At 39.2% G+C, this 20,472-nt stretch carries 19 protein-coding genes; 3 read left to right on the plus strand and 16 right to left on the minus strand.

What is annotated here, in order from left to right:
* Positions 1-15: 15 nt before the first annotated feature.
* The 4 genes from IGI79_RS06985 to IGI79_RS07000 form a co-directional block, all read right to left on the minus strand.
* Positions 16-408: a DUF4430 domain-containing protein gene (locus tag IGI79_RS06985; RefSeq protein WP_195273512.1), complete on the minus strand. Its 393-nt coding sequence runs from the start codon at positions 406-408 to the stop codon at positions 16-18.
* Positions 409-524: 116 nt separating this feature from the next.
* Positions 525-1,601, minus strand: coding sequence for a hypothetical protein (locus IGI79_RS06990; protein WP_195273514.1), 1,077 nt, complete (start codon positions 1,599-1,601; stop codon positions 525-527).
* On the minus strand, positions 1,601-2,479 hold the full coding sequence (locus IGI79_RS06995) for a viral A-type inclusion protein (protein ID WP_074799012.1): 879 nt from the start codon (positions 2,477-2,479) through the stop codon (positions 1,601-1,603). The genes IGI79_RS06990 and IGI79_RS06995 overlap by 1 nt, the downstream gene beginning before the upstream one ends.
* A 191-nt stretch (positions 2,480-2,670) precedes the next feature.
* Positions 2,671-2,862, minus strand: coding sequence for a hypothetical protein (locus IGI79_RS07000; RefSeq protein ID WP_010735437.1), 192 nt, complete (start codon positions 2,860-2,862; stop codon positions 2,671-2,673).
* 159 nt (positions 2,863-3,021) lie between these two features.
* Between IGI79_RS07000 and IGI79_RS07005 the strand changes: the two genes are divergently transcribed.
* The 3 genes from IGI79_RS07005 to IGI79_RS07015 all read left to right on the plus strand — a co-directional run bounded on the left by IGI79_RS07005 (position 3,022) and on the right by IGI79_RS07015 (position 6,849).
* The gene (locus IGI79_RS07005; protein WP_104776667.1) at positions 3,022-4,524 is read left to right on the plus strand and encodes a DUF1846 domain-containing protein; all 1,503 of its coding nucleotides are present in this window, start codon (positions 3,022-3,024) and stop codon (positions 4,522-4,524) included.
* A 413-nt stretch (positions 4,525-4,937) separates the two neighbouring features.
* The gene (locus IGI79_RS07010; RefSeq protein WP_104776668.1) at positions 4,938-6,119 is read left to right on the plus strand and encodes a NupC/NupG family nucleoside CNT transporter; all 1,182 of its coding nucleotides are present in this window, start codon (positions 4,938-4,940) and stop codon (positions 6,117-6,119) included.
* 169 nt (positions 6,120-6,288) lie between these two features.
* Positions 6,289-6,849: a guanylate kinase gene (locus IGI79_RS07015; RefSeq protein ID WP_195273518.1), complete on the plus strand. Its 561-nt coding sequence runs from the start codon at positions 6,289-6,291 to the stop codon at positions 6,847-6,849.
* Between the two features lie 30 nt (positions 6,850-6,879).
* Here the strand turns inward: IGI79_RS07015 and IGI79_RS07020 are convergent, their stop codons facing one another.
* The 12 genes from IGI79_RS07020 to IGI79_RS07075 form a co-directional block, all read right to left on the minus strand.
* Complete coding sequence (locus IGI79_RS07020) at positions 6,880-7,386, minus strand: GNAT family N-acetyltransferase (protein ID WP_195273520.1); 507 nt, start codon at positions 7,384-7,386, stop codon at positions 6,880-6,882.
* 13 nt (positions 7,387-7,399) lie between these two features.
* Positions 7,400-8,362: a sce7725 family protein gene (locus tag IGI79_RS07025; protein WP_195273522.1), complete on the minus strand. Its 963-nt coding sequence runs from the start codon at positions 8,360-8,362 to the stop codon at positions 7,400-7,402.
* A 7-nt stretch (positions 8,363-8,369) separates the two neighbouring features.
* Positions 8,370-9,059, minus strand: coding sequence for a hypothetical protein (locus IGI79_RS07030; protein WP_195273524.1), 690 nt, complete (start codon positions 9,057-9,059; stop codon positions 8,370-8,372).
* Between the two features lie 262 nt (positions 9,060-9,321).
* Positions 9,322-10,779: an amidase gene (locus IGI79_RS07035; protein WP_195273525.1), complete on the minus strand. Its 1,458-nt coding sequence runs from the start codon at positions 10,777-10,779 to the stop codon at positions 9,322-9,324.
* A 144-nt stretch (positions 10,780-10,923) separates the two neighbouring features.
* A complete protein-coding gene (locus IGI79_RS07040) occupies positions 10,924-11,865 on the minus strand; it encodes a dihydroorotate oxidase (RefSeq protein ID WP_195273527.1) in 942 nt (313 codons plus the stop codon).
* 83 nt (positions 11,866-11,948) lie between these two features.
* On the minus strand, positions 11,949-12,590 hold the full coding sequence (locus IGI79_RS07045; RefSeq protein WP_195273529.1) for a PepSY domain-containing protein: 642 nt from the start codon (positions 12,588-12,590) through the stop codon (positions 11,949-11,951).
* A 180-nt stretch (positions 12,591-12,770) separates the two neighbouring features.
* Entirely contained in the window at positions 12,771-13,937 is a 1,167-nt protein-coding gene (locus tag IGI79_RS07050; RefSeq protein ID WP_074799019.1) for an SAM-dependent methyltransferase, read from the minus strand.
* 176 nt (positions 13,938-14,113) lie between these two features.
* Positions 14,114-14,935 (minus strand): maltodextrose utilization protein MalA, encoded by an 822-nt coding sequence (locus IGI79_RS07055; RefSeq protein ID WP_074799020.1) that lies wholly within the window; start codon positions 14,933-14,935, stop codon positions 14,114-14,116.
* A 12-nt stretch (positions 14,936-14,947) separates the two neighbouring features.
* Positions 14,948-15,799 carry a sugar ABC transporter permease gene (locus IGI79_RS07060; RefSeq protein ID WP_010735425.1) on the minus strand — a complete coding sequence of 284 codons (852 nt, stop codon included), beginning with the start codon at positions 15,797-15,799 and terminating at the stop codon, positions 14,948-14,950.
* A 2-nt stretch (positions 15,800-15,801) separates the two neighbouring features.
* On the minus strand, positions 15,802-17,100 hold the full coding sequence (locus tag IGI79_RS07065) for a carbohydrate ABC transporter permease (protein WP_010735424.1): 1,299 nt from the start codon (positions 17,098-17,100) through the stop codon (positions 15,802-15,804).
* 144 nt (positions 17,101-17,244) lie between these two features.
* Positions 17,245-18,504, minus strand: coding sequence for an extracellular solute-binding protein (locus IGI79_RS07070; protein ID WP_195273531.1), 1,260 nt, complete (start codon positions 18,502-18,504; stop codon positions 17,245-17,247).
* Positions 18,505-18,602: 98 nt separating this feature from the next.
* The gene (locus IGI79_RS07075; protein ID WP_104776675.1) at positions 18,603-20,369 is read right to left on the minus strand and encodes a glycoside hydrolase family 13 protein; all 1,767 of its coding nucleotides are present in this window, start codon (positions 20,367-20,369) and stop codon (positions 18,603-18,605) included.
* Between the last annotated feature and the right edge of the window lie 103 nt (positions 20,370-20,472).

Below are 20,472 nucleotides of genomic sequence, written 5' to 3' on the forward strand. Positions count from 1 at the left end.
TCATTCTTAACAACATCAAAGAGTATCTAAATTAAAGATGACGGTTTGATTATTTTTTAATATCGTTTCTTTTGCGCCTACTTTTGTATTTTTACCATCCACACTGAACATCCAATATTTTTTCTCTTCGGTATTTTGGCTCTGACCATTAATCGAGGTGATAAATCCTTTGTCTTCTTCCACACTAAAGTTTTGTTCCAGCACGTCCAGTAAATTTTCTCCTGTATGGAACGTCACTTTTTTTACTAAGGTATCAACCCCATCTTCTTGCAAGGTGATAGTTGCTGTTTCATTCATCACCATGGATGACGGTTTTGGGTCAGCTTTTTTTGTCTCTTGATTTATACAACTGGTAAAGAAAAGCAACATCGAACAGACAATGAGTAAACTGGTTCCTATCCTTTTCATTTTACCCCTCCTAAGTATAAAAAAAGCCAAGGAGAAACCGATTCCTTGGCTCTTTTTTCATCGATCATCTGAACTGATCTTTCTGAAGCAAATACTGCATGACCGTTCTTTTGCCATCAATTTTTGCGGACCATCAAAGGCACTAAAAATTCATAATTGATAAAGAAATCGATCACTGAACGATGATAGTCACCAGAAGAAATCGCTAGATCTGTCTGTGTTGTGTCTTTAAGAGAAATTTGGAGCGACTGACCTTTATCCAGTAACACCTTATAAGTCGTGTCATCCAATTTCTCCATATCATACTGCGGATTTTTCATTGTGACAATAAAAATATCATCTAATACTTCTTGCGTAGCTGGAAACTTACTTGCAATATCTAATCTTAGTGGCTTCGTGTTGTCTAACAAGGTTTGATCGACCGTAAAGCCTAATTTACGTGCATAAGCAAATAATTGATTCAATTTGTGATTGAAAATCGTGATCTGACTAGCCGAAAACACTCGTTCAACAGACCAATGACGAATCAATGCTAACACTCGGTCATCATCGATCTCGATCGTCATTTGTTCTGGGGATACTCGCATCAAATTGATGGATTCTACTTGGTATCGTTGGTCGATCGTCGGTAACACAAAGGAGAACATCAATTCTTTTTGTGGGGTCAAACTATAATTGATTGAAAAATATCTTGTTTCCCATACATCATATGCTTGTTTGGATAATTCCAAGCCGATATCATTCAATGGTTTTAATATCTCGTAAGCGAAGTATTCGATCAAACTTGTCTTAGCAATGGCAGAAATCGGTTTATCTTCTAACACATAGCGATGATATGCGACCAATAACTCATTGAAATCCGCTTCGATCAAATATTTGCGTAATCGTAAATCAGCTAACTCTTCTTCTGCGGCTGCAATCAAGTCAACGATGTCTTCGTGATCATGTTGTTTACCAGAAAGATATGCTTGATTTTCATTGACCGCTTGCTCGATCGTTGAACGCGCATTATCTGTTTGATTCGTCGAGTTTGGGACGACTTTTTCTTTTTCATGGATTTTAGCTTCTTCGCGAATTTCTTCTACTTCATTCGCCATCTCTTTGTCGGTGCTTGATGCTTCTTCTACTGGCTCGGTCGTTCCATGATTTTCAGCTGTTACTTCTTGTAGGTCTAAATCTTCTTGTTTTGTCATCACTCGTCCCCTCCCTCTTCTACTATTTCAGGGTTTTCACTGCCAAGGTACGACATCAAGAAACGATGGATCGACTGTCTGAAACCTTCCATGTCACCAAAATACTTTTTGATTTGACGTTGTTCTTTTTCAACGATCGCAGCGCGTAACTGGTCCGCTTTTTCTTCATGTAATAAGGTTTGCTTTTGTTTTTGGATTTTTTCTGGTTCTTCGATATAGGGCAACCAACCTAATTTTTCATTTTCGAGTGCTTGTTTCTTTTGTTCTAACGCTTGGATTTCTTCGTCTATTTTTTTACGATTTAAGAATCCTTTCGTATCATCTAACTCAGTGATTTGTCGATCGATCTCTTTGATGGCCTCTTCTAAACGCTCGATCTCTGTTTTTGCAGTGATCACTTTTGCCTCTAACTCATTGATTTTTTTATCAAAATCATGGGTTTGTTGCGTCGCGTAATTTTCCCATTCTTCATCGATTTGCGGTAATACAAAGATTTCAGGTAAGCTAGCATCGATCCCGATCGTTGCTCGCTCATGAAAATAGGTGCCGATCTGGTAATAACTCATCGTCGGAGAGATGGTCTCTGTGTGTTTCATGAAGGGAAATTCTTGCAAGAAACGGTCATGGATCTTACGCATCAACAGCTGATCGATCTCATGATTTTCATTTGAGCTTTTTTTAAGCTCATCGTTCAAGCGTCCATTATATAACTGATAGATCGCGGGAATATTCTCCTCGCGGACAGCTTGTTCAAAAGCTTGTAGATCTTCTAATAATTGTGAAAGATTCATACTTGCTTTTTCTTTGATATCGTAAAACGAAGATGCTTCCTCTTGTTCGTTTTCATCATAATGTTCGTTCGTCTGTGGGTCTATCATCTTACTGGCCTCCTCTTGCTTTTGAACGCATCAATTTTCCATCAATTATTCTATGTAATCCAATAGTATCATTTTCTAAGAAAAAAGTGTTACTAAGTATGCGCTGACTTAGAACAAAAATTACTTTTACTCGTATTAATTGAAAGTTAGAAAACATAAAAGAGCGGGTCAGCGATTCCCCGCTCTTAGCTTTATTTTTTGGGTAAATCTCTTGTTGTAAAATGGATGCGTTGGTTTTCATCTCGTGTAAGTAATGTTTCTTCATTTAAGTAAGAGAACTTTAATTCATTTAGTTCACTATCTTCTAGCATATGCTCATATCCTGTAAAAATTGAGCGTATATACTGTTTGTACGCGTTTTTCTTTTTTTGTCTTTTTTTCATAGGACACCTTCCTTATCAAACTTATCATACCAATGAATGCCTTCTGAGACAAGCATGTTTCTTTTGTTTTTTCTTTGAAATTTCTTTATATACTTAATTGATAGTTGACGAAACCTTCAAAAAATGAAAAAATGCGAGAGTAGCTAAGGAGGGAAACAAGTGAAAAAAATTGGTTTTGACTCAGAAAAGTATATCGAAGAGCAATCTGCGTATATTCTTGAACGCGTTCATCATTATGATAAGTTGTATCTAGAATTTGGTGGAAAATTAGTCGATGATAAGCATGCCAAACGTGTCTTACCTGGATTTGAAGAAGATGCTAAAATCAAATTATTGCAAAAGTTGCGTGACCAAGCGGAGATTTTGATTTGTGTGTATGCAGGTGATATCGAGCGGAATAAGATTCGTGGTGATTATGGGATTACCTATGATATGGATATCTTGCGTTTGATCGATGAATTACGAGGATATGGATTATCGATCAATAGTGTAGTGATCACCCGATATAACGGACAGCCAGCAACTAAAGTATTTATCAACAAATTAGAGCGTCGTAATATCAAAGTCTATAAACACGCTGAAATCGAGGATTATCCGATCAATGTCGAAAAAATCGTTTCAGAGGATGGTTTCGGCAAGAACGAATACATCGAAACAACGAAACCGATCGTTGTCGTGACAGCTCCTGGTCCAGGTAGTGGGAAATTAGCTACCTGCTTGAACCAACTGTATCACGAAAGCCAAAAAGGCAATGCCGCAGGTTACTCTAAATTTGAGACTTTCCCTGTTTGGAATGTTCCATTGAAGCATCCATTGAACATTGCGTATGAAGCAGCAACAGTCGATTTAAAAGATGTCAATATGATCGATTCATTTCATTTTGACGCGTATAACAAAGTGGCTGTTAACTACAATCGTGATGTGGAGACTTTCCCTGTCATTAAACGGATCATCGAAAAAATCACTGGCAAGGAATCGGTCTACCAGTCTCCTACTGATATGGGCGTCAACCGTGTGGGCTTCGGTATCACGGATGATGAAGTCGTACAGGAAGCCTCAAAACAAGAGATCATCAGACGCTATTTCCAAACAGCGTGTGACTTTAAAAAAGGATTGACAGATGAAGATGCCGTCAATCGTATCAAATTGATCATGGAAGAAGTCGGTTTACGTCCTGAAGACCGTAAAGTCGTGACCCCTGCCCATGAGTATGCAAAAACTAGTCAAGCATCTAGTACGGAACCGCTAGCAGTGATTGCGATCGAACTTCCTGATCAAGTGATCCTTACAGGTCGGACAAGTCAGTTGATGGATGCTTCGGCTGCTGTTGTCTTGAATGCGATCAAATATCTCGCCCACATTTCCGATGAGATCCCATTGTTATCTCCTCTTGTCTTGGAAACGATCCAAGGACTTAAAAGCAAGGCGTTGCACTCGTCAATCGATACATTGAATCTCAATGAAGTGTTGATTGCTTTATCGATCAGTGCAGTCACAAATCCAATCGCTCAAGTTGCTTATGAAAAATTAGCAGAACTTGAAGGTGCGCAAGCACATTCAACTGTGATGATCAATAAGAATGATGAACAAAACCTGAAACAATTAGGTATCGACATCACTAGTGCGCCGGTTTACCCTTCAGAAAACTTGTATTATCAATAAATAATTCTTCGAAGATGGCTAAGATAGAAAAATAGAAGTTACCTCGAAAAATAGGGTGGTATCCATGAAAATTGCTCAAATTTTTGTGGGTACCCCTTTTTTTAGGAGCTGCTTCGCTTTCTGACGTTTACTGCTTTCAAAGGAAAACAATAAAGTAAAGAAGTTATTTGTCTAACAGCTTCTGGTCATAGTTTACTAACAAATATATGCATACATATATGCCAACACCGTTAGATAAAATCAATAATTTAGGATTTCTTGATCCACTCCTGCCCATTAAAAGACACCTGTCTTTCCCCTCTCTTCCATGTATACGCTTTAGTCTAAAAATCTCATGAAATTTCTCTCAAAAGATTCGTATTCTTTAAAAATAACATGTAGAATTAAACGGAATTTGGTAAGGAGTGATTTTTTTGAGTCAGTTTATTGGAATAATAGGTTTACTTTTAATTTTTGGGTTGGCGGTTTTGATCAGTAGCGATCGAAAAGCCATCAAACGCAAACCATTGATCATCATGCTTGTGTTGCAATTTGCGTTTGGGTTTGTTTTATTACGTACGACTTTTGGTACAGCAGTTGTTGGGATGTTAGCCAAGCTATTTGATCACTTATTGGCATTTGCCGGTGAAGGTGTCAATTTCGTTTTTGGTGGTGTAGCAAACGTTGGAAGTGCCCCATTCTTCCTGAATGTTTTGATGCCGATCGTCTTTATTTCTGCCATTATTGGGATTTTGCGTTACATCAAGATTCTTCCTTTATTTATGAAAGCAGTCGGTCTAGGATTGAGTAAAATCAATGGCATGGGGAAATTAGAATCTTATAATGGTGTGGCTTCAGCGATTTTAGGTCAATCAGAAGTCTTTATCTCCATCAAAAAGGAACTGCCTTTCTTGACAGAAAAGCGCCTGTTCTCGATGAGTGTTTCCGCTATGTCGACTGTTTCGATGTCCATCGTTGGTTCCTATATGGCGTTGATCGATTCAAAATACGTGATCACTGCTTTAGTGTTGAATCTTTTTGGTGGGTATATTCTTGCTTCGATCGTCAATCCTTATGAGTTAGACGAAAAAGAAGATGAATTAGTGATTGAAGAAGACAAAGAACAAACATTTTTCCAAATGTTAGGCGAATATATTTTAGATGGTTTCCATGTAGCGATCACGGTGGCTGCAATGTTGATCGGTTTTGTTGCATTGATTGCTATGATCAATGCCTTGTTCAACGGGATTTTTGGGATTACCTTCCAACAGATTTTAGGGTATATTTTTGCGCCATTTGCATTTATCAGTGGGATTCCTTGGAAAGAAGCGGTTGATGCCGGTAGTATCATGGCAACAAAACTTGTGACAAATGAGTTTGTAGCAATGACTGAATTATCGACTGGGACTTTTGAATTTACAGAACGTACCACCGCTATCTTATCAGTCTTCTTAGTATCATTTGCGAACTTCTCTTCAATTGGGATCATTTCAGGGGCAATGAAAGGGTTGAATGAAGAAAAAGGTAATCTTGTAGCAAAACATGGATTGAAAATTTTGTTCACCGCTTCATTAGTCAGCTTTTTAAGCGCAATTGTTACCGGAATACTGGTATAAAGCTATCTTTTATCTAGAGTCTTAAGTATACTGAACTTGGCTGGTTTGAACAGATGACTTGTTTAAATTGGTTAAGTTTTTTTATTTTAAATGACAGATTTCCACTTTTCGGTATATATTAGTTATGTACATGTCTTTGATCATGTAACTATAGAAAGGAATATTTCCTATGAATAAATGTTATGTATTTATTGGGCCTTCTGGTTCCGGAAAGACGACGCTCGCTCATGCAATTTTTTCTCCACAACAAAAGATCATTACGTATACGACCCGTCCCCCACGAAAAAATGAAAAAAATCACCTTGATTACCATTTTGTTTCTCAAGAGACCTTTGAAGAAATGATCGCCCATCAGGAATTTGCCGAATGGGATCGGTACGCCGATCACTATTATGGCTCAAGTAAACAGGAGATCTCAACGAAGCTTGCACAGGGTGACTGCTTCACTGTCCTAACAGCCCCAGGTTTTTGGCACCTGTATGAACAATTTGGTCGTTGTATCGTACCTGTCTTCATCACAGTAGCAAAAGAAAAGTTGTATGAACGATTTGTACTTCGCGGCGACTCACCAGATAAAATCAGGCAACGGCTCGCGCTCTTTGAAAAAGATCAAAAAGAACTTGAAAAATTAACACTTATTCCTACCTTGATCTCATTTGAAAACAATCAGACGTTAGAAATCGAGACAAAAAAATTAAAGCAAGCCATCCAGGCAGCGGATCATCGCTGAACAGTTGGCTTGCTTTTGATTTTACTCGTTTCACAATACTTTTTGATACGCTTTTCTTTCTCCGTGTGGGAATGGAAATTCAATCATGCCACAATAATGAAAACCTGCCGAGTATATCGTTTTTTCCATTGGATGATTGGTGGGAAACGTATCGATCCGAACGTCCTTGATTCCTTGACATGTGGCAACGGTCAATAAATGTTCTAATAATTGTTTTCCAAGTCTTTTCCCTCTGACGTTTTGATCAAGAGCAACTCGATGGATGGAAAGATACGGCTCTCTCCCCTCCCAATTTCCGGCAATTGCTGTATAGACCGGATCGATGCCGGCAACTAGCGCCGCAGTGCCAACAATGACTTCTTCGTCAATCAAGACAAAGCTTTCTTGTCTTTCAATGTCTTCGATGATTCGTTCTTTTGATGGCTTTTGCTCCCCTTGCCATTGAGGTAATCCTTGCTCAGCAAGATATGCTGCGGCTTGATCGATGATTTGCAACACTCTCGGCAAATCAGCTACTGTTGTTTTTCTAAGGTACATATCTCTGCTCCTTTTATTGATCTGTAATCAATTCGTATAGCTTGTCTATTCTTGAACCACTACGCAACCAGTCTGTCGGATGCTCTAAAAGCTGACTGACTAATTCAAGATGATGTAACAACGTCCATTTCTTCAAAACCCCCAGACCTGGGAATTTTTGTTGGTGATACAAGCTGATAAGTTCAAGTAATCCTTCCGTGATAAAAACTTGTTGATGATTCTTCATCAACCATACATACATTTTATTGGCTGCTTCCATAAATTTCAATGCTTGATCTTTTGCGGAATCATTGGTATCTGAAACGAAGTGTTTGATTCGCATATTCCCATAGGCATCGATGTATGTAAGATGTAAGGCTAACGCTCGACTGGGAAATCCTTTATCGAAGTAACGACTGCCTTCGATCGTAAAATCGGAAAACCCATGATAGCCATCCATTTGAAAGAAAAGATGATCATCGCTAAAGAAATCATCATTTTTTTCTGCATAATTCTCTACATGTCGTCTCGTTTGAAATTGATCACGGACAATGATTTTATTCTCAGGCAATTGCATGCGTAAGCGACTAGAATCAGGAATGAAAAATGTCGCATTTGTTTCGATCAAAGCTTGCCAAATCGCATTTTCTCTAGGTTGATGTTGTCCATCAAAAATAATGAATGGCGGTGGCGCCTCAATCACTCTTTCATAATTGCTCGGCGTAATGATCTCTGCCTCTGCTAACGAGCTATCTTCACTGATTGCCCACGTGTGGATCGGTTGATCGAACAGTTTGAACTGCCCCACTTGCGGATTCTTTATGATAATCAGCGGATGATTCTTTTTTTGAAACAATTCGACAACATTTTTTAGCGTCGCCGAATCACGTACTGGCTCAATGATGGGCTGGATCTTAGTGGATAAAAGTCCACGATTCAAACTTTCTTTTAATGCAAGTAGATCGAATTGTTTACCACGTAAATAAGGATAATACATATATTATTCACTCCAATGGTTCAGTTGGCAGACGTCGAATATGACGTTGCTGGCGCAACCAGTCCTGTTCTTGTCGCAAGGCACGATTTTCTTCTTGCAGATCATGGATTGCTTGACTTTCGATTTCTTCGATAAAGCGTTCATAATAACGTTCTTTTGAGAAGGGGTCTTGCGTTTCTGACCGTTTTTTCAATTCTTTATATAGTTGGTCTGAAGGGAAATATTTCACTCCCCGTTCCATTTGCTTAGCTTTTCTGACTTCTCTAAACAAAGAAGCCATAAAACGATTAGTCAATGCCTCTTCTACCACGCCTAATTCACGGCGCATTGCTTTTTTTGCAATAATAAAAGTTCCAGGCACAGGCATTTCCTCTTCCAGTGCATAAGAACGATAAACTAATACACCAATTTCTGGTGGGATCTCACTTTTGACTTCTTCATATAAATTTTTTGGTAAAACAAAATAATTATAGTGGCCAACAAAGGACAATTTAGCAGTTGAGCGAAAATCAGCTTTTGTGACTTTCAATTCATAACAACGCCATTCTCTTGTTCCATCAAATTTCATTAGACAACTTAAAGTGTCAACGATCCCATGATCCTCAGGCATTGTCACTTCCTCGACAACGATTCCTCCTTGTTCGATACAATAATGATACAACGATGATTCAAGCTCGATCGTTAAAGGAGTTTTCATACACTTCACCTCCGAACATACTTTCGCTTTTTATTCTACCTGAAAATCCACCATAATCCAACTGTCATTTTATTTTTTTGTATGCTTCTTATCTAACAGTAAAAAGCAACAGAGAAAAGACGAAAAATTCAGCTAAAACATCACATTTTTCGTCTTTTCTGTTGCACTGGTTCTTTATTGATCGATAAAATTCTCGGTTGAGTATTACGCCTAAGTGCTACTCCGCTTTAAAAATTGCACGAATTATTTTTCCCTTAATCTCTTACTCTTTTTCGATTCCTTTTGGAAGATAAAACAAACCATGTCTTTCAAATAATTCACCAATCTGAAACAGTAAGTCTTCTCTTCCTCTGGCAGCCATAAACTGAATCCCTAGTGGCAATCCTTGTTCACTAACATGTGTAGGTAGGCTGATTGCAGGTTGCCCAGTTAAGTTCGCTAATTGTGTATAAGGAGTGATCGTCAAGCTCTCTTCAAACATCGCTGACACGACTGCCAACCCTTCATCTGCCGATAAATGAGGGACATCAGCCATCTGCTGACGGATCGAGTCACTTTGTAAGTCAGCTGTGATTTTAGGCGCAGTATCCGCAGTGGTTGGCGAAAGAAACAAATCAAAGGACTCAAACAAGCTTTCCATTGTGACAGCTGCATGATCCCATACGTGCAATGAATGCACATAGTCTGCTGCAGAAAGTTTTTTACCATATTGCCATAATGTCCATGAGATTGGTTCTAGCTCGTTGCTTTCTATCCCCCGCTGCAACCCTTTTTCGATCGACTCGATCATTGCTGCCGTTTCAGCACCATTCATTTGATAATACGAGTTGATCAATGTACGTCCATCTAAAGGATAAGGAATCTCAACAATTTCATGCCCAGATTGTTCCAGAAACTGCCGCGCTTTTTTAATTGCGATTTGAGCTTCTTCGCTCACCTTCGAGCCAATTGGCGAATCAACACAGACAGCGATTTTCAAACGTTCTTTCACTGGGTGTTTTTGCCAAAATGCTGGTGTCACTTGATAAGGTGCCCCACTATTGATTCCTTGTAATGCTTGGAACAACGCTTTTGTATCCCTCATGGAAACCGTTAATCCGAAGTCGATGGAGGCTCCTTGCCACCCTCGCCAAGCATTTGGACCGACTGGCATGGTTCCTCTTGATGGTTTCAAGCCAATCAAGCCAGAAAATGAGGCTGGGATACGGATCGAACCGCCGCCGTCACTGGCACCTGCCATAGGAACGATCCCTGCCGCAACTGCTGCCGCAGCTCCGCCACTTGATCCTCCTGGAGAATATGCCAAGTTCCATGGGTTTCGTGCAGGTCCATATAATTGTGGATCGGTAATGTTCTTAAAGCCAAATTCAGGCGCATTCGTTTGTCCAAATGGGACTAAGCCAGCCTTTTCAACTGCTTGGACATAATTCGAATTTTTAGACGCTCGATGTTGTTCAAAAATTCGTGAACCGGAAGTTGCTAACCAGCCTTTTTTTTCTTGTCCTAGCATTTTTAAAGGAAATGGTATTCCTCCTAGTAGTGAATCTGTCTCCAGTGGTGGCTGCTTTACATTTGCTTGGAAATCAATTGATTCAAGGGTGACAAATGCGTTGATTTCTGGATTGAGCTTTTCGATTTTTCGTTTTGTTTCTATAAAAAGTTCTTCCGAGCTGAATTGCTTTGTTTTTAAACCATTCGCAAGATATGTTGCATCTTTCATGCTCTCCCTCCTCAGTTACGGTTATTTTCTCATATGACAGAAAAAGCAACAATCTTTACGCTTATTTTCTCATTCTAATAGAAAAACACCTGAAGCAGCTGTATGCTTCAAGTGTCTTCTCTAGTTATAAGCATGGAAGAGATCTTACGACATCGAGCGTAATTTCCCTCTAAATTCGTCGATTGAATGGTAGCCTTTTTCCGCCATGATCGTCTCCAATTCTTTACTGATACGATCAAAAATAGCTACTCCCTCTTTGTGAAGTTCCGTGCCGATCTGTAACATGCTTGCGCCGCATAATAAATGTTCAAAAGCATCTTGTCCATTGCGGATACCGCCAGTACCGATGATTTTGATCTCTGGTTTCAAGCGGGTATAAAATGCCCGGACATTCGCTAACGCAGTAGGTTTGATGTATTCGCCTCCAAGTCCACCAAAACCATCTTTTGGTTTGATGACGACTGTTTCACTATCAGTATCGATATAAAGGCCATTTCCCACACTATTGATCGAGTTCACATAGGCGATCGGGTACTGATTCAAGATTTCCGCCATTTGATCAAAGTGGGCGAAATCAAAATAAGGAGGAAGTTTGATCCCCAACGGTTTAGAGAACACTTGAAAGACTTCTTTCAATAAAGCTGCTGTTGCCTCGAAATCGTAAGCTAGCTGCGGTTTTCCTGGAACATTCGGGCATGAAAGATTCAGCTCAGTGATCCCTTGGTAATCACTTTCTTCGATCAACTTCAACATTTCCAGATTTTCCTCTGCACTCATACCGGCAATCGAGAAAAACAATGGTTGTTCTTGTCCATGCTCTTTCTCGTAGGCCAATGCATAATCCAGATAATAGGAAAAACCTAAGTTTGGTAAGCCCATCGAATTGATACTACCAAGTGGCACATCATAATAACGTGGTTCAGGATTTCCTGCTCGCTCATTGATGGTACAACTTTTTGTAATAAAGGCGCCCGCATTCGAATGTGCAAGTTCATCTAATTCAGCTGTAGTCATGCAATGGACACCAGAAGCGTTCATCAAGGGATTTTCAAAAGAATGATTTAAGAAAGTAGTCGTTAAGCTCAAGATATTCTCTCCTTTTAATAAAGCGTTTTTTCTAGTGTATCATTAAAGCGAACAAAATCAATAAAAATTTATCGCATGTTCGATCAATCATCGACCTCTGAAGACAATACTTCTCCGGTTTGACTATTGATTTTTACATTTGTCGTTTGGTTGCCATTTTTCACTTTGACATCCCAATAAGTAGTTCCTAATTCTTTATCAAGGTCCCAATCTGTTGCAGTTCCAGCGCCAACTTTTTCAACAGCGATTTTCCCAGCTTCTTCAATCGAGATCAGATTGCTGACATCTAAACCATCTTCTGATTTTTTCTGACCGTTTTGTTCGTCACGATCTAATTGCTCTGGATTTTCTGCCTCAAGTTTTTCGTCCATCGCATTGATTTTCACTGAATATTCGTTTTGATCATCGACACCCTCAATTTTGTAAAAGTAGCTTCCCCAATCACTATCCAGTTCTAAGCTAGTGATGGCTGCATCTGGGTATTTGTTTTGGAATAATTCAATCGCGCGATCCGCAGAAACTTTAATATCAGGGTTTGCTGTTTGTGAAGAAGATGAATCAGTAGAAGCAGCAGTTGTGCTAGATTCTTCTGTCTTATTCGTAGAAGTTACTGTCGTTTCTGACGACTGGTTGGTCGTACTTGAAGGGGTAGTTGTTTGGTTTGGCTGGCATCCCGCCAAAAGTAGTAAAGAAAATAAGCCTGTAAAAATAACTTTTGATTTCATAACAATTCTCCTTTTTATTAGGTATCTATTCTCAGTATAACGAAAAGAGTGAATACTGTCAGCCAATACCATGAAAAATCAGTCTACAGTCTGATTTTACAACTAAAAAAGAACCTGTTTTTACGTAAAAAAGTAAAAACAGGTTCTTTTCATTTAAATAAAAAAACAAATATTAGTTAGTTATTTCCGATGCATTGGGATCGAATTGTTCCCTGGATGGACTAACAAGTACTGGATCACATCGATATTGCTCGATTCAAAAGATGCGGCACAGGCTTGTAAATAAAGATCCCACATACGATAGAACCGATCACCCATCTCCTGAGTCACCTGCTCTTGAACCGCATGGAAACGTTGCGTCCAATGTTGTAATGTCCATTGGTAATCACGACGTAGACTTTCTAGGTCGATCACTTGTAGATCGTTTTCCGTGATATCCTTAATCAGTTCCGTCACACCAGGTACATAACCGCCAGGGAAAATATATTTATTGATCCACGCATTCGTTGCACCACCTTGTTGTCGGCTGATTCCATGGATCAAAGCAGTTCCTTTAGGTTTCAACAAATCTTTGACTACTTTGAAATATTCAGGTAGATTTTCTGACCCTACGTGTTCGAACATCCCCACACTGGTGATATGATCGAAAGTCTCCCCTTTCAACTCACGGTAATCCATTAGAAACACACGACATTGGTCTTCTAGATGCTCTTCTTTGATTTTATTGGTGATGAAGTTGTATTGTTCTTCACTGAGAGTAATACCAGTCGCTTTGACATGATATTCTTTTGCCGCAGTAAATAGTAACGTTCCCCAGCCACAACCAATATCCAAGAGGGATTCTCCTTCTTTGATAAATAGCTTATCTAAAATATGATGGACTTTATTGATCTGTGCTTGCTCCAGACTATCTTCTGGAGTTTTGAAATAAGCACAAGAATACGTCAACGTTGAATCAAGCCATAAGCGATAAAAATCATTACCTAGGTCATAATGAGCATGGATATCCGCTTTATTTTGTTGCTTTGTGTGTTTCTCTTTTTTTGGTAACCACTTCAGATAATCTTTGCTACGCAAGAAACTATCGGTATGACTGTATGCATCGTTGATCAATGATTGGATATTCCCTTCGATTTCAATGCGATGATCCATATAAGCTTCCCCTAAAGAAAGAGAAGCATTTTTCGTCAACTCTTTGATTGGGATCTCTTCATTGAACGTGATTTTGATTTGTGGAGGGTTATCGGTATCCCCATACTGCTTCGTCGTTCCATCCCAATACGTGACTTCTACTGGAAGTGAAAAAGAGTGCGAAAATAGTTGATGATAAATTGTTTTTTCTAACATAATGATCCTCCTAAAACAAAAATTACACTATTACGTTATACCTATTTCGTCAAAGAATCAACAGATTACAGGTAATAAATAAAAGCTTTTTGAAAATTTCAGAAACACAAAAATAAAGAATGTAAGGAGGAAGACATTTCTGCTTTCCCTCTTACATTCTTCATTTTTTGATTCGATCAGACTTGGATCGCTTTTGAATCTTTGAAGCCAGTTTTAGCGAAAATCCATAGTAACAATAAAACGGCTATGGTCGACTGGATGCCCATCATCAAGACAAAATCAAAATGGATAAAACCGACAAAACCAGCAATTATCGAACTCACACCTAGAACATTCAACATCAAATTTGCGCTCTCTTTAAAGTTTTTTATGGAAGAGAATTTGCTTTTTCTTGTTAGCCATAAAAAGAAGGCAGCGCCGAACAAAATCAAGCCAGTCATGATAAACAATAAAATACCTAACGTCAAACTGTAAGATAAAATGATCATCGGTCGATTACTCGCATAAAATTCATTCTCTAAAAACTGTTCAAACTCTTTAGGACTTGTTATTCTCATAAAATCAAATGAGGAGGGATATGACATATTGTATTCTCGTGTTTGTCCATCCTCTTCTTGACGGATCGTCCAGCTGGTCTCTTCAAAATTGATTGCGGCTCCTCTTTCTGCCATTTCTTCTGGCGTCAGTGCTGTTCCGATGATGACATCGTTTGTTACACTGATGATCTCAGAGTCAGCTGTTAAGCGACCGTTCGTAAGTTGTAGTTCACGTAAGCGTGCCACCCCTTCCTGATCGATCAACGTATTCACCGATAAGAATTGTTCCATCGGGATCGCCGAGACTTGATTCGTATAAAATAAAGTAATCGGCATGACCATAAAAGAAATCAGAAACAGAAAGATCACGATAAATTTTGGCCAAGTGAGTTGTTTTCTACCTAAAAACAACTGTTTTGGACTTCTTAAGCTTGAAAAGTAATTGAGTGGGAATTTATCCATAGCAAACGACTCCTAACCTTTGGTCCCGCCTGATGTCAGTCCGGTCACAAAGTTTTTTTGTAAAAAGAAGAACAATAAACATATTGGTACAGCAATCAAGATTGCTCCCGCCGCAAACAGAGAAACGCGTTGGTTGGTTACATCAGAAATAAAGGTTTGTAATCCAACTGCGACTGTTTGATTTTCAGGCGTACGAAGTAGGAAACGTGCCAACATGAAGTCACCAAATGGTCCCATAAATGCCCAAAGCGCTTGGACTGCGATCATTGGTTTGACTAATGGTAAGACGATTTGCAAGAAAATCCTAAAGTGTCCTGCACCATCCAATTTAGCTGATTCATCTAAATCGATTGGGACTGTATCGAAGTATCCTTTCATCAGCCAAGTGTTCATTGGGATTCCCCCACCGATATAGATCATTGTCAGGAACCAATAACGATCCAATGCACCTAATAGAAAGGCCATCACATAAAAAGCGGTCAATGCTGCCATCGTTGGTACCATCTGGATCACTAGAAAGAACATCAAACTTGATTTTCTTCCGATGAAACGATAACGACTATACGTATAACCAGCAAGTGTCACAACAGTTACTTGAATGACCATCGTTAAAACAGAAATGATCAACGTATTTTTATACCACGTGCCATACAAGGTTTCATTGAATAAGCGAGAAAAATTATTTAAGGTCCAATCACCGGAGAAATCCAAACTAAAAGCAGCAATATTGCCTGGTTTGAAAGCAGTACTAGCTGTGATCAATAACGGATAGATGATAATGATCGACAATAGGATCAAAAACACATAAGTGAAGAAATGCGAAAGTCTCCGTTGGAACTTAGCACTCGTACTAAATTTTTTCATGACTAGTCCTCCATTTTGAACGCATTAGTTTTCTTGAATACCAACAGAGAAACGGCAATGACGATCATCGAAATGATCAGCGTGATCGCAGAAGCCATCGAATACTGTGGCGAGGTCCCCGTGGTCAATTTATAGATCCACGAAATCAAGATATCTGTTGATCCTGCACCACCACCGACACTTCCCGGTCCCCCATTATTGAAGAGGTAGATCATGGAGAAGTTATTGAAGTTCCCTGTATACTGTGTGATGAACGTTGGTGCTGCTACAAGAAAGATTGCTGGCAACGTGATACTTGAGAAGCGCTGCCAAGCATTCGCACCGTCGATTTTCGCTGCTTCGTAAAGATCTTCAGAAATCGATTGTAAGATACCTGTGACCATCACATAGATGTAAGGAAAACCTAACCAGCCTTGTATCAAGATGATTGCGACTTTTGTCCAGTTCGGATCAGTTTTCCAAGGAACGGAGGCAATATCTACAAAGGGAATATTATTCAAGAATGGAATAACTTGCGTGTTGATCGCTCCCACACTATCGTTAAAGATGTTTGAAAAACTCATGATCGTGATAAATGCTGGGACTGCCCATGGTAAAAGGAAAATAATTCCAAAAACACGTTTGAATTTGATAAATTTCTGGTGCGCGATCACTGCTGTAAATACGCCTAACGTGATTTGTAAAGTAGTGGCACAAAGCGTCCAGATGACGGTCCAAGAGAACACGGCAACAAATGTATTTCGATAAGAACTTAAAAAGAAAATACTGAAGAAGTTTTCTGCTCCCACCCAGTCGATCAAACTTGCTGGTGGGATGTGTTGGAAATCATAGTTTGTAAATGCTGTAAATAATGTCACTAGAACCGGAAAGATGATCGTGAAAATCATCAATAGATACGCTGGAAGCGTCAAGAGATAAGGAAAGCCTTCATCACCCACATTATGTATGACTTCCTTCATTGTTCGATTGATCTTTTTCCCTTCTTTTCTCATGACTGCGACACGTTTTGCATCTACTAGATTGATGAAATAAAAAAATAAAAACAAGGCTGTCACAATCAATTGCAAAGTTCCTTGGATCAACATAAATAATGAGTGATCTTCCATTGGGACACTCCCTAAGGTAACTAAACCTATTAAGGATTGAAAACCACCTAAAACCATTTGGATGATAAATCCGATAAATAGTGCTAAAAATACGACCCCTTTAAATACTTGACCATTTGCAAATTGACCCAGTCCTGGAATGATCGAACGTAACATCGTGCCTTTGACATTGACCGCTGTATCTTCTTGTTGCATGGTGTTGTTCCCCCCTCTTGATACTAAAAACAGGTGCTGTATGTTGAAGCGCCTTTTCTATAAAATCATCTCACGTTCATCAAAGGTAAAACATGGAGCTGAGAAGCAATTTCCTTCACAGCTCCAACCTTTTTGATGATCTAATTAATATTTTTGCTCAATTGCTTCGCTGATCGTCTTCACCGCGTCGTCAGCCGATTCTTTTGGTGTTTTTCTGCCTGAACCAGCATCAAACATCAAGTTTTCTGCGCCTGTCCAAACTTCTGCCATCTCTGGAATATTTGGCATTGCTTGTGCTGTTTCATATTGTTCGATAACTGCAGTCGTCAATTCATCATTTGTGCCTTTTGCTGTTTCACGAGCCGCTTGATTGGCTGGTACTTCGTTGACCATCTCAAAGAATTTTTCTTGGTTTTCTGTATTGGTTACATAATCTAACCATTTTTGAGCCACTTCTTTATTCTTAGAGTAGTTACTTACGACCCAACCTTTTCCTCCACCAAATGGTTGATAAGATTCACCATTATTCAATGTTGGGATTTTTGATACGCCATAATTGAGGTCGTTTTCTTGATAAGTTTGTGCTTGCCATGGGCCATCGATAATCGCTGCTGCCTTGTTTGACATGAACTGTTGGTTGACAAAATCGCCAGCACTCTTGATATCTTGCATTCCTTTAGGCCAAACATTTTGGAACCAATCTGTAGCATAAGTGATTCCTTCTACTGCTCCTGCATTGTTTAACCCAATTTCAGATGGGTCTGTTCCATCTTCACCAAAGACATATCCACCGTAACCAGAAATCAAGCCATATGAATAATAAAAATCAGTCCATTTTGCTAAAAATCCTGTATTCGTTCCTTCTTCAGATTCAAAATTGAAACGTTCATCTTTTGCTAACGCTTCCAAATCTTTGAAAGTTGTCGGTGCAGTGTCAACTAGATCTTTGTTATAGTATAAAACTAGTGTCTCGATAACTGCCGGTGCTCCATAGATTTTATCCTCGTACGTTACTTGAGCTTTATCCGTATCATTGTAATCTGCTTCGTTCCCCAATTTCACTTCTGCCAAATGTCCTTGTTGCCCTAATGCGCCGATCCGGTCATAAGCTGCCATCATGACATCTGGTGCTTTTCCGGCAGGACCATCTAACGCAAGCGATTCTAATTGTTCGAACATGTCTTTTTCGACTAACTTGATTTTTACGTCGTTATCTTCTTCAAATTTTGTTTTGATCTCATCGACATAATCTTTGTAGCCAGAATCGACAGAAATCGTTAATGTTTTTCCATCTTCTTCATTTGCTGCAGTTGAAGACCCGCCATTCCCACAGGCAGCAAGTCCCCCGATAAACCCTAAAGATAATGCACCTAACCCGATTTTTTTTAGCAACTGTTTACTCATTTTTTTTCCTCCGATTCTATTCTATTCCTCTTACAATTTGATTATATGTTTACAAAAGCTTGATTTGCAAACGCTTTCTCTATGTTACCGATAACAACTTAACAAAGGATCAAAAATCCATTCGTTTGGACTTCAGCTTTGCCGTCTTTTAAGATGTCACAATTTTGGCTGAACAAAACATCATTTTCTAAATCGACCAAGTACGGTTCTGTTCCTTGATTGAAATAAGCATGAATGGTTTGCTGATCGAGATGACGAGTCAAGTGAATTTGTTCGTTTTTATCGTCGACCGAGCGCCAAGTCAGATCCCCTTCAATCAACACTTGTTGCACTTGTTTACGCACACAGATCAATTCTTTGACGAACCCCTGCAATTCAAGATCTTGCTGGTCCTTTTCCCAGACCATACATTTTCGACAGTCAGGATCATCATGACCTGTCATGCCGATTTCTGTTCCGTAGTAGATACAAGGCGCCCCTTTTTGTAAGAACATGAAAGCTAACACTGATTTCATCAGTTCCTTGTCCTCTTTACACAAAGTCAAGATTCTGGCTGTATCATGAGAATCCAATAAATTGAATGTCCCTTCATTGACTTGATCACGATAAAGCATTTGCTGATGATTCATGCCACTGACCATTTGAGTGGGTGTGATTTTTTTATGGACGAAATAGTCTTTGATCGAATCCATAAAGGCGTAGTTCATCACCGCATGGAATTCATCGCCCTGTAACCAAGCTTGAGAAGAATGCCAGATTTCGCCTAAAATATAAATATCAGGTTTGATCATAGTGACCGCTTCTCTGAATTTCTTCCAAAAATGATGATCCACTTCATTTGCTACATCTAACCGCCACCCATCGATATCAAATTCCTTGACCCAATACGTGGCAATATCTAATAAATAATCTTGTACTTCTTGATTTGCTGTATTGAGCTTAGGCATGAATGGCGTAAAAGCAAACGTATCATATGCCAGATTTTCGGCTGTTTCAGGAACATCTGTCATTTGATAGGCATCCACTGGAAATGAATGGATGTGGAACCAGTCTTTGTAGCGGGATTTCTCGCCATTTTCGATCACATCTTGCCATTGTGGTGCATGACTACCCATATGATTGAACACGGCATCCAGCATGATTCGGATTCCTTTATCATGCGCTTTTGTGATTAACTCTTTCAATAACTCTTTATCACCAAATTGTGGATCGACCGCATAATAATCGATCGTGTCATATTTGTGATTCGAGGTTGCTTCAAAAACAGGACAGAAATAAATCCCTGTGATCCCTAAATCAGCTAGGTAATCGAGATGATCGATCACCCCTTGAAGATCTCCGCCAAAGAAATCTTCTCGATCCGGGTCTTTACTTCCCCAAGGCAACGTACCTTTAGGATCATTTGTTGGATCACCATTCGCAAAGCGTTCAGGAAATATTTGATACCAAATCGTTTGTTTTGCCCATTCAGGTACTTTGAAGCGATCGATTTGTTGAAAATATGGCATACGGAAATAATAGTTTGCATTCGCCAATGTTTCTTCTTGATAAGGGAATATTCCTTGGTCTCCGTAAAAACAATCCATCCCATCAATTCCCACGATGTGAAAACCGTATTGCAATCGTCTAGTATCACTCGTCAACTCGATTTCCCAGTAATCATGAAGAAGTGTACTTAATCCTTTTTTCATTGGTTGTTCTTTTAAATACCAATTTTCTGAGAAAATCGTATATGGATCTCCGCTGATCACAGAAACTTGTTTGACATCATCTTTACTTGTACGTAAGCGAATCCGCATCGTTGTATCACTGTATAAATAAGCAAATTCACTTTCGGGTCGATGATAAATTGCTGCAGTATTCATTTCAGTCCTCCCTTGTCTTTCAGTTAACAAAACAACTATAAAAGATAACTAACCGAAAGACAACGCTTACATTGTTGTTATCGGTAACAAGATTTTTAGCAAA

Source organism: Enterococcus sp. AZ084 (assembly GCF_051714905.1).
Lineage (GTDB): Bacteria > Bacillota > Bacilli > Lactobacillales > Enterococcaceae > Enterococcus_B > Enterococcus_B pernyi.

What these genes read in the sequence shown, in the direction of transcription:
- IGI79_RS07035 (WP_195273525.1), bottom strand. Translation starts at nt 10,779, where the DNA reads ATGAAAGATGCAACATATCTTGCGAATGGTTTAAAAACAAAGCAATTC.
- IGI79_RS06995 (WP_074799012.1), bottom strand. Translation starts at nt 2,479, where the DNA reads ATGATAGACCCACAGACGAACGAACATTATGATGAAAACGAACAAGAG.
- IGI79_RS07020 (WP_195273520.1), bottom strand. Translation starts at nt 7,386, where the DNA reads ATGTACCTTAGAAAAACAACAGTAGCTGATTTGCCGAGAGTGTTGCAA.
- IGI79_RS07045 (WP_195273529.1), bottom strand. Translation starts at nt 12,590, where the DNA reads ATGAAATCAAAAGTTATTTTTACAGGCTTATTTTCTTTACTACTTTTG.
- IGI79_RS07000 (WP_010735437.1), bottom strand. Translation starts at nt 2,862, where the DNA reads ATGAAAAAAAGACAAAAAAAGAAAAACGCGTACAAACAGTATATACGC.
- IGI79_RS07060 (WP_010735425.1), bottom strand. Translation starts at nt 15,799, where the DNA reads ATGAAAAAATTTAGTACGAGTGCTAAGTTCCAACGGAGACTTTCGCAT.
- IGI79_RS06990 (WP_195273514.1), bottom strand. Translation starts at nt 1,601, where the DNA reads ATGACAAAACAAGAAGATTTAGACCTACAAGAAGTAACAGCTGAAAAT.
- IGI79_RS07030 (WP_195273524.1), bottom strand. Translation starts at nt 9,059, where the DNA reads ATGAAAACTCCTTTAACGATCGAGCTTGAATCATCGTTGTATCATTAT.
- IGI79_RS07075 (WP_104776675.1), bottom strand. Translation starts at nt 20,369, where the DNA reads ATGAATACTGCAGCAATTTATCATCGACCCGAAAGTGAATTTGCTTAT.
- IGI79_RS07055 (WP_074799020.1), bottom strand. Translation starts at nt 14,935, where the DNA reads ATGGATAAATTCCCACTCAATTACTTTTCAAGCTTAAGAAGTCCAAAA.
- IGI79_RS07065 (WP_010735424.1), bottom strand. Translation starts at nt 17,100, where the DNA reads ATGCAACAAGAAGATACAGCGGTCAATGTCAAAGGCACGATGTTACGT.
- IGI79_RS07015 (WP_195273518.1), top strand. Translation starts at nt 6,289, where the DNA reads ATGAATAAATGTTATGTATTTATTGGGCCTTCTGGTTCCGGAAAGACG.
- IGI79_RS07050 (WP_074799019.1), bottom strand. Translation starts at nt 13,937, where the DNA reads ATGTTAGAAAAAACAATTTATCATCAACTATTTTCGCACTCTTTTTCA.
- IGI79_RS07070 (WP_195273531.1), bottom strand. Translation starts at nt 18,504, where the DNA reads ATGAGTAAACAGTTGCTAAAAAAAATCGGGTTAGGTGCATTATCTTTA.
- IGI79_RS07025 (WP_195273522.1), bottom strand. Translation starts at nt 8,362, where the DNA reads ATGTATTATCCTTATTTACGTGGTAAACAATTCGATCTACTTGCATTA.
- IGI79_RS06985 (WP_195273512.1), bottom strand. Translation starts at nt 408, where the DNA reads ATGAAAAGGATAGGAACCAGTTTACTCATTGTCTGTTCGATGTTGCTT.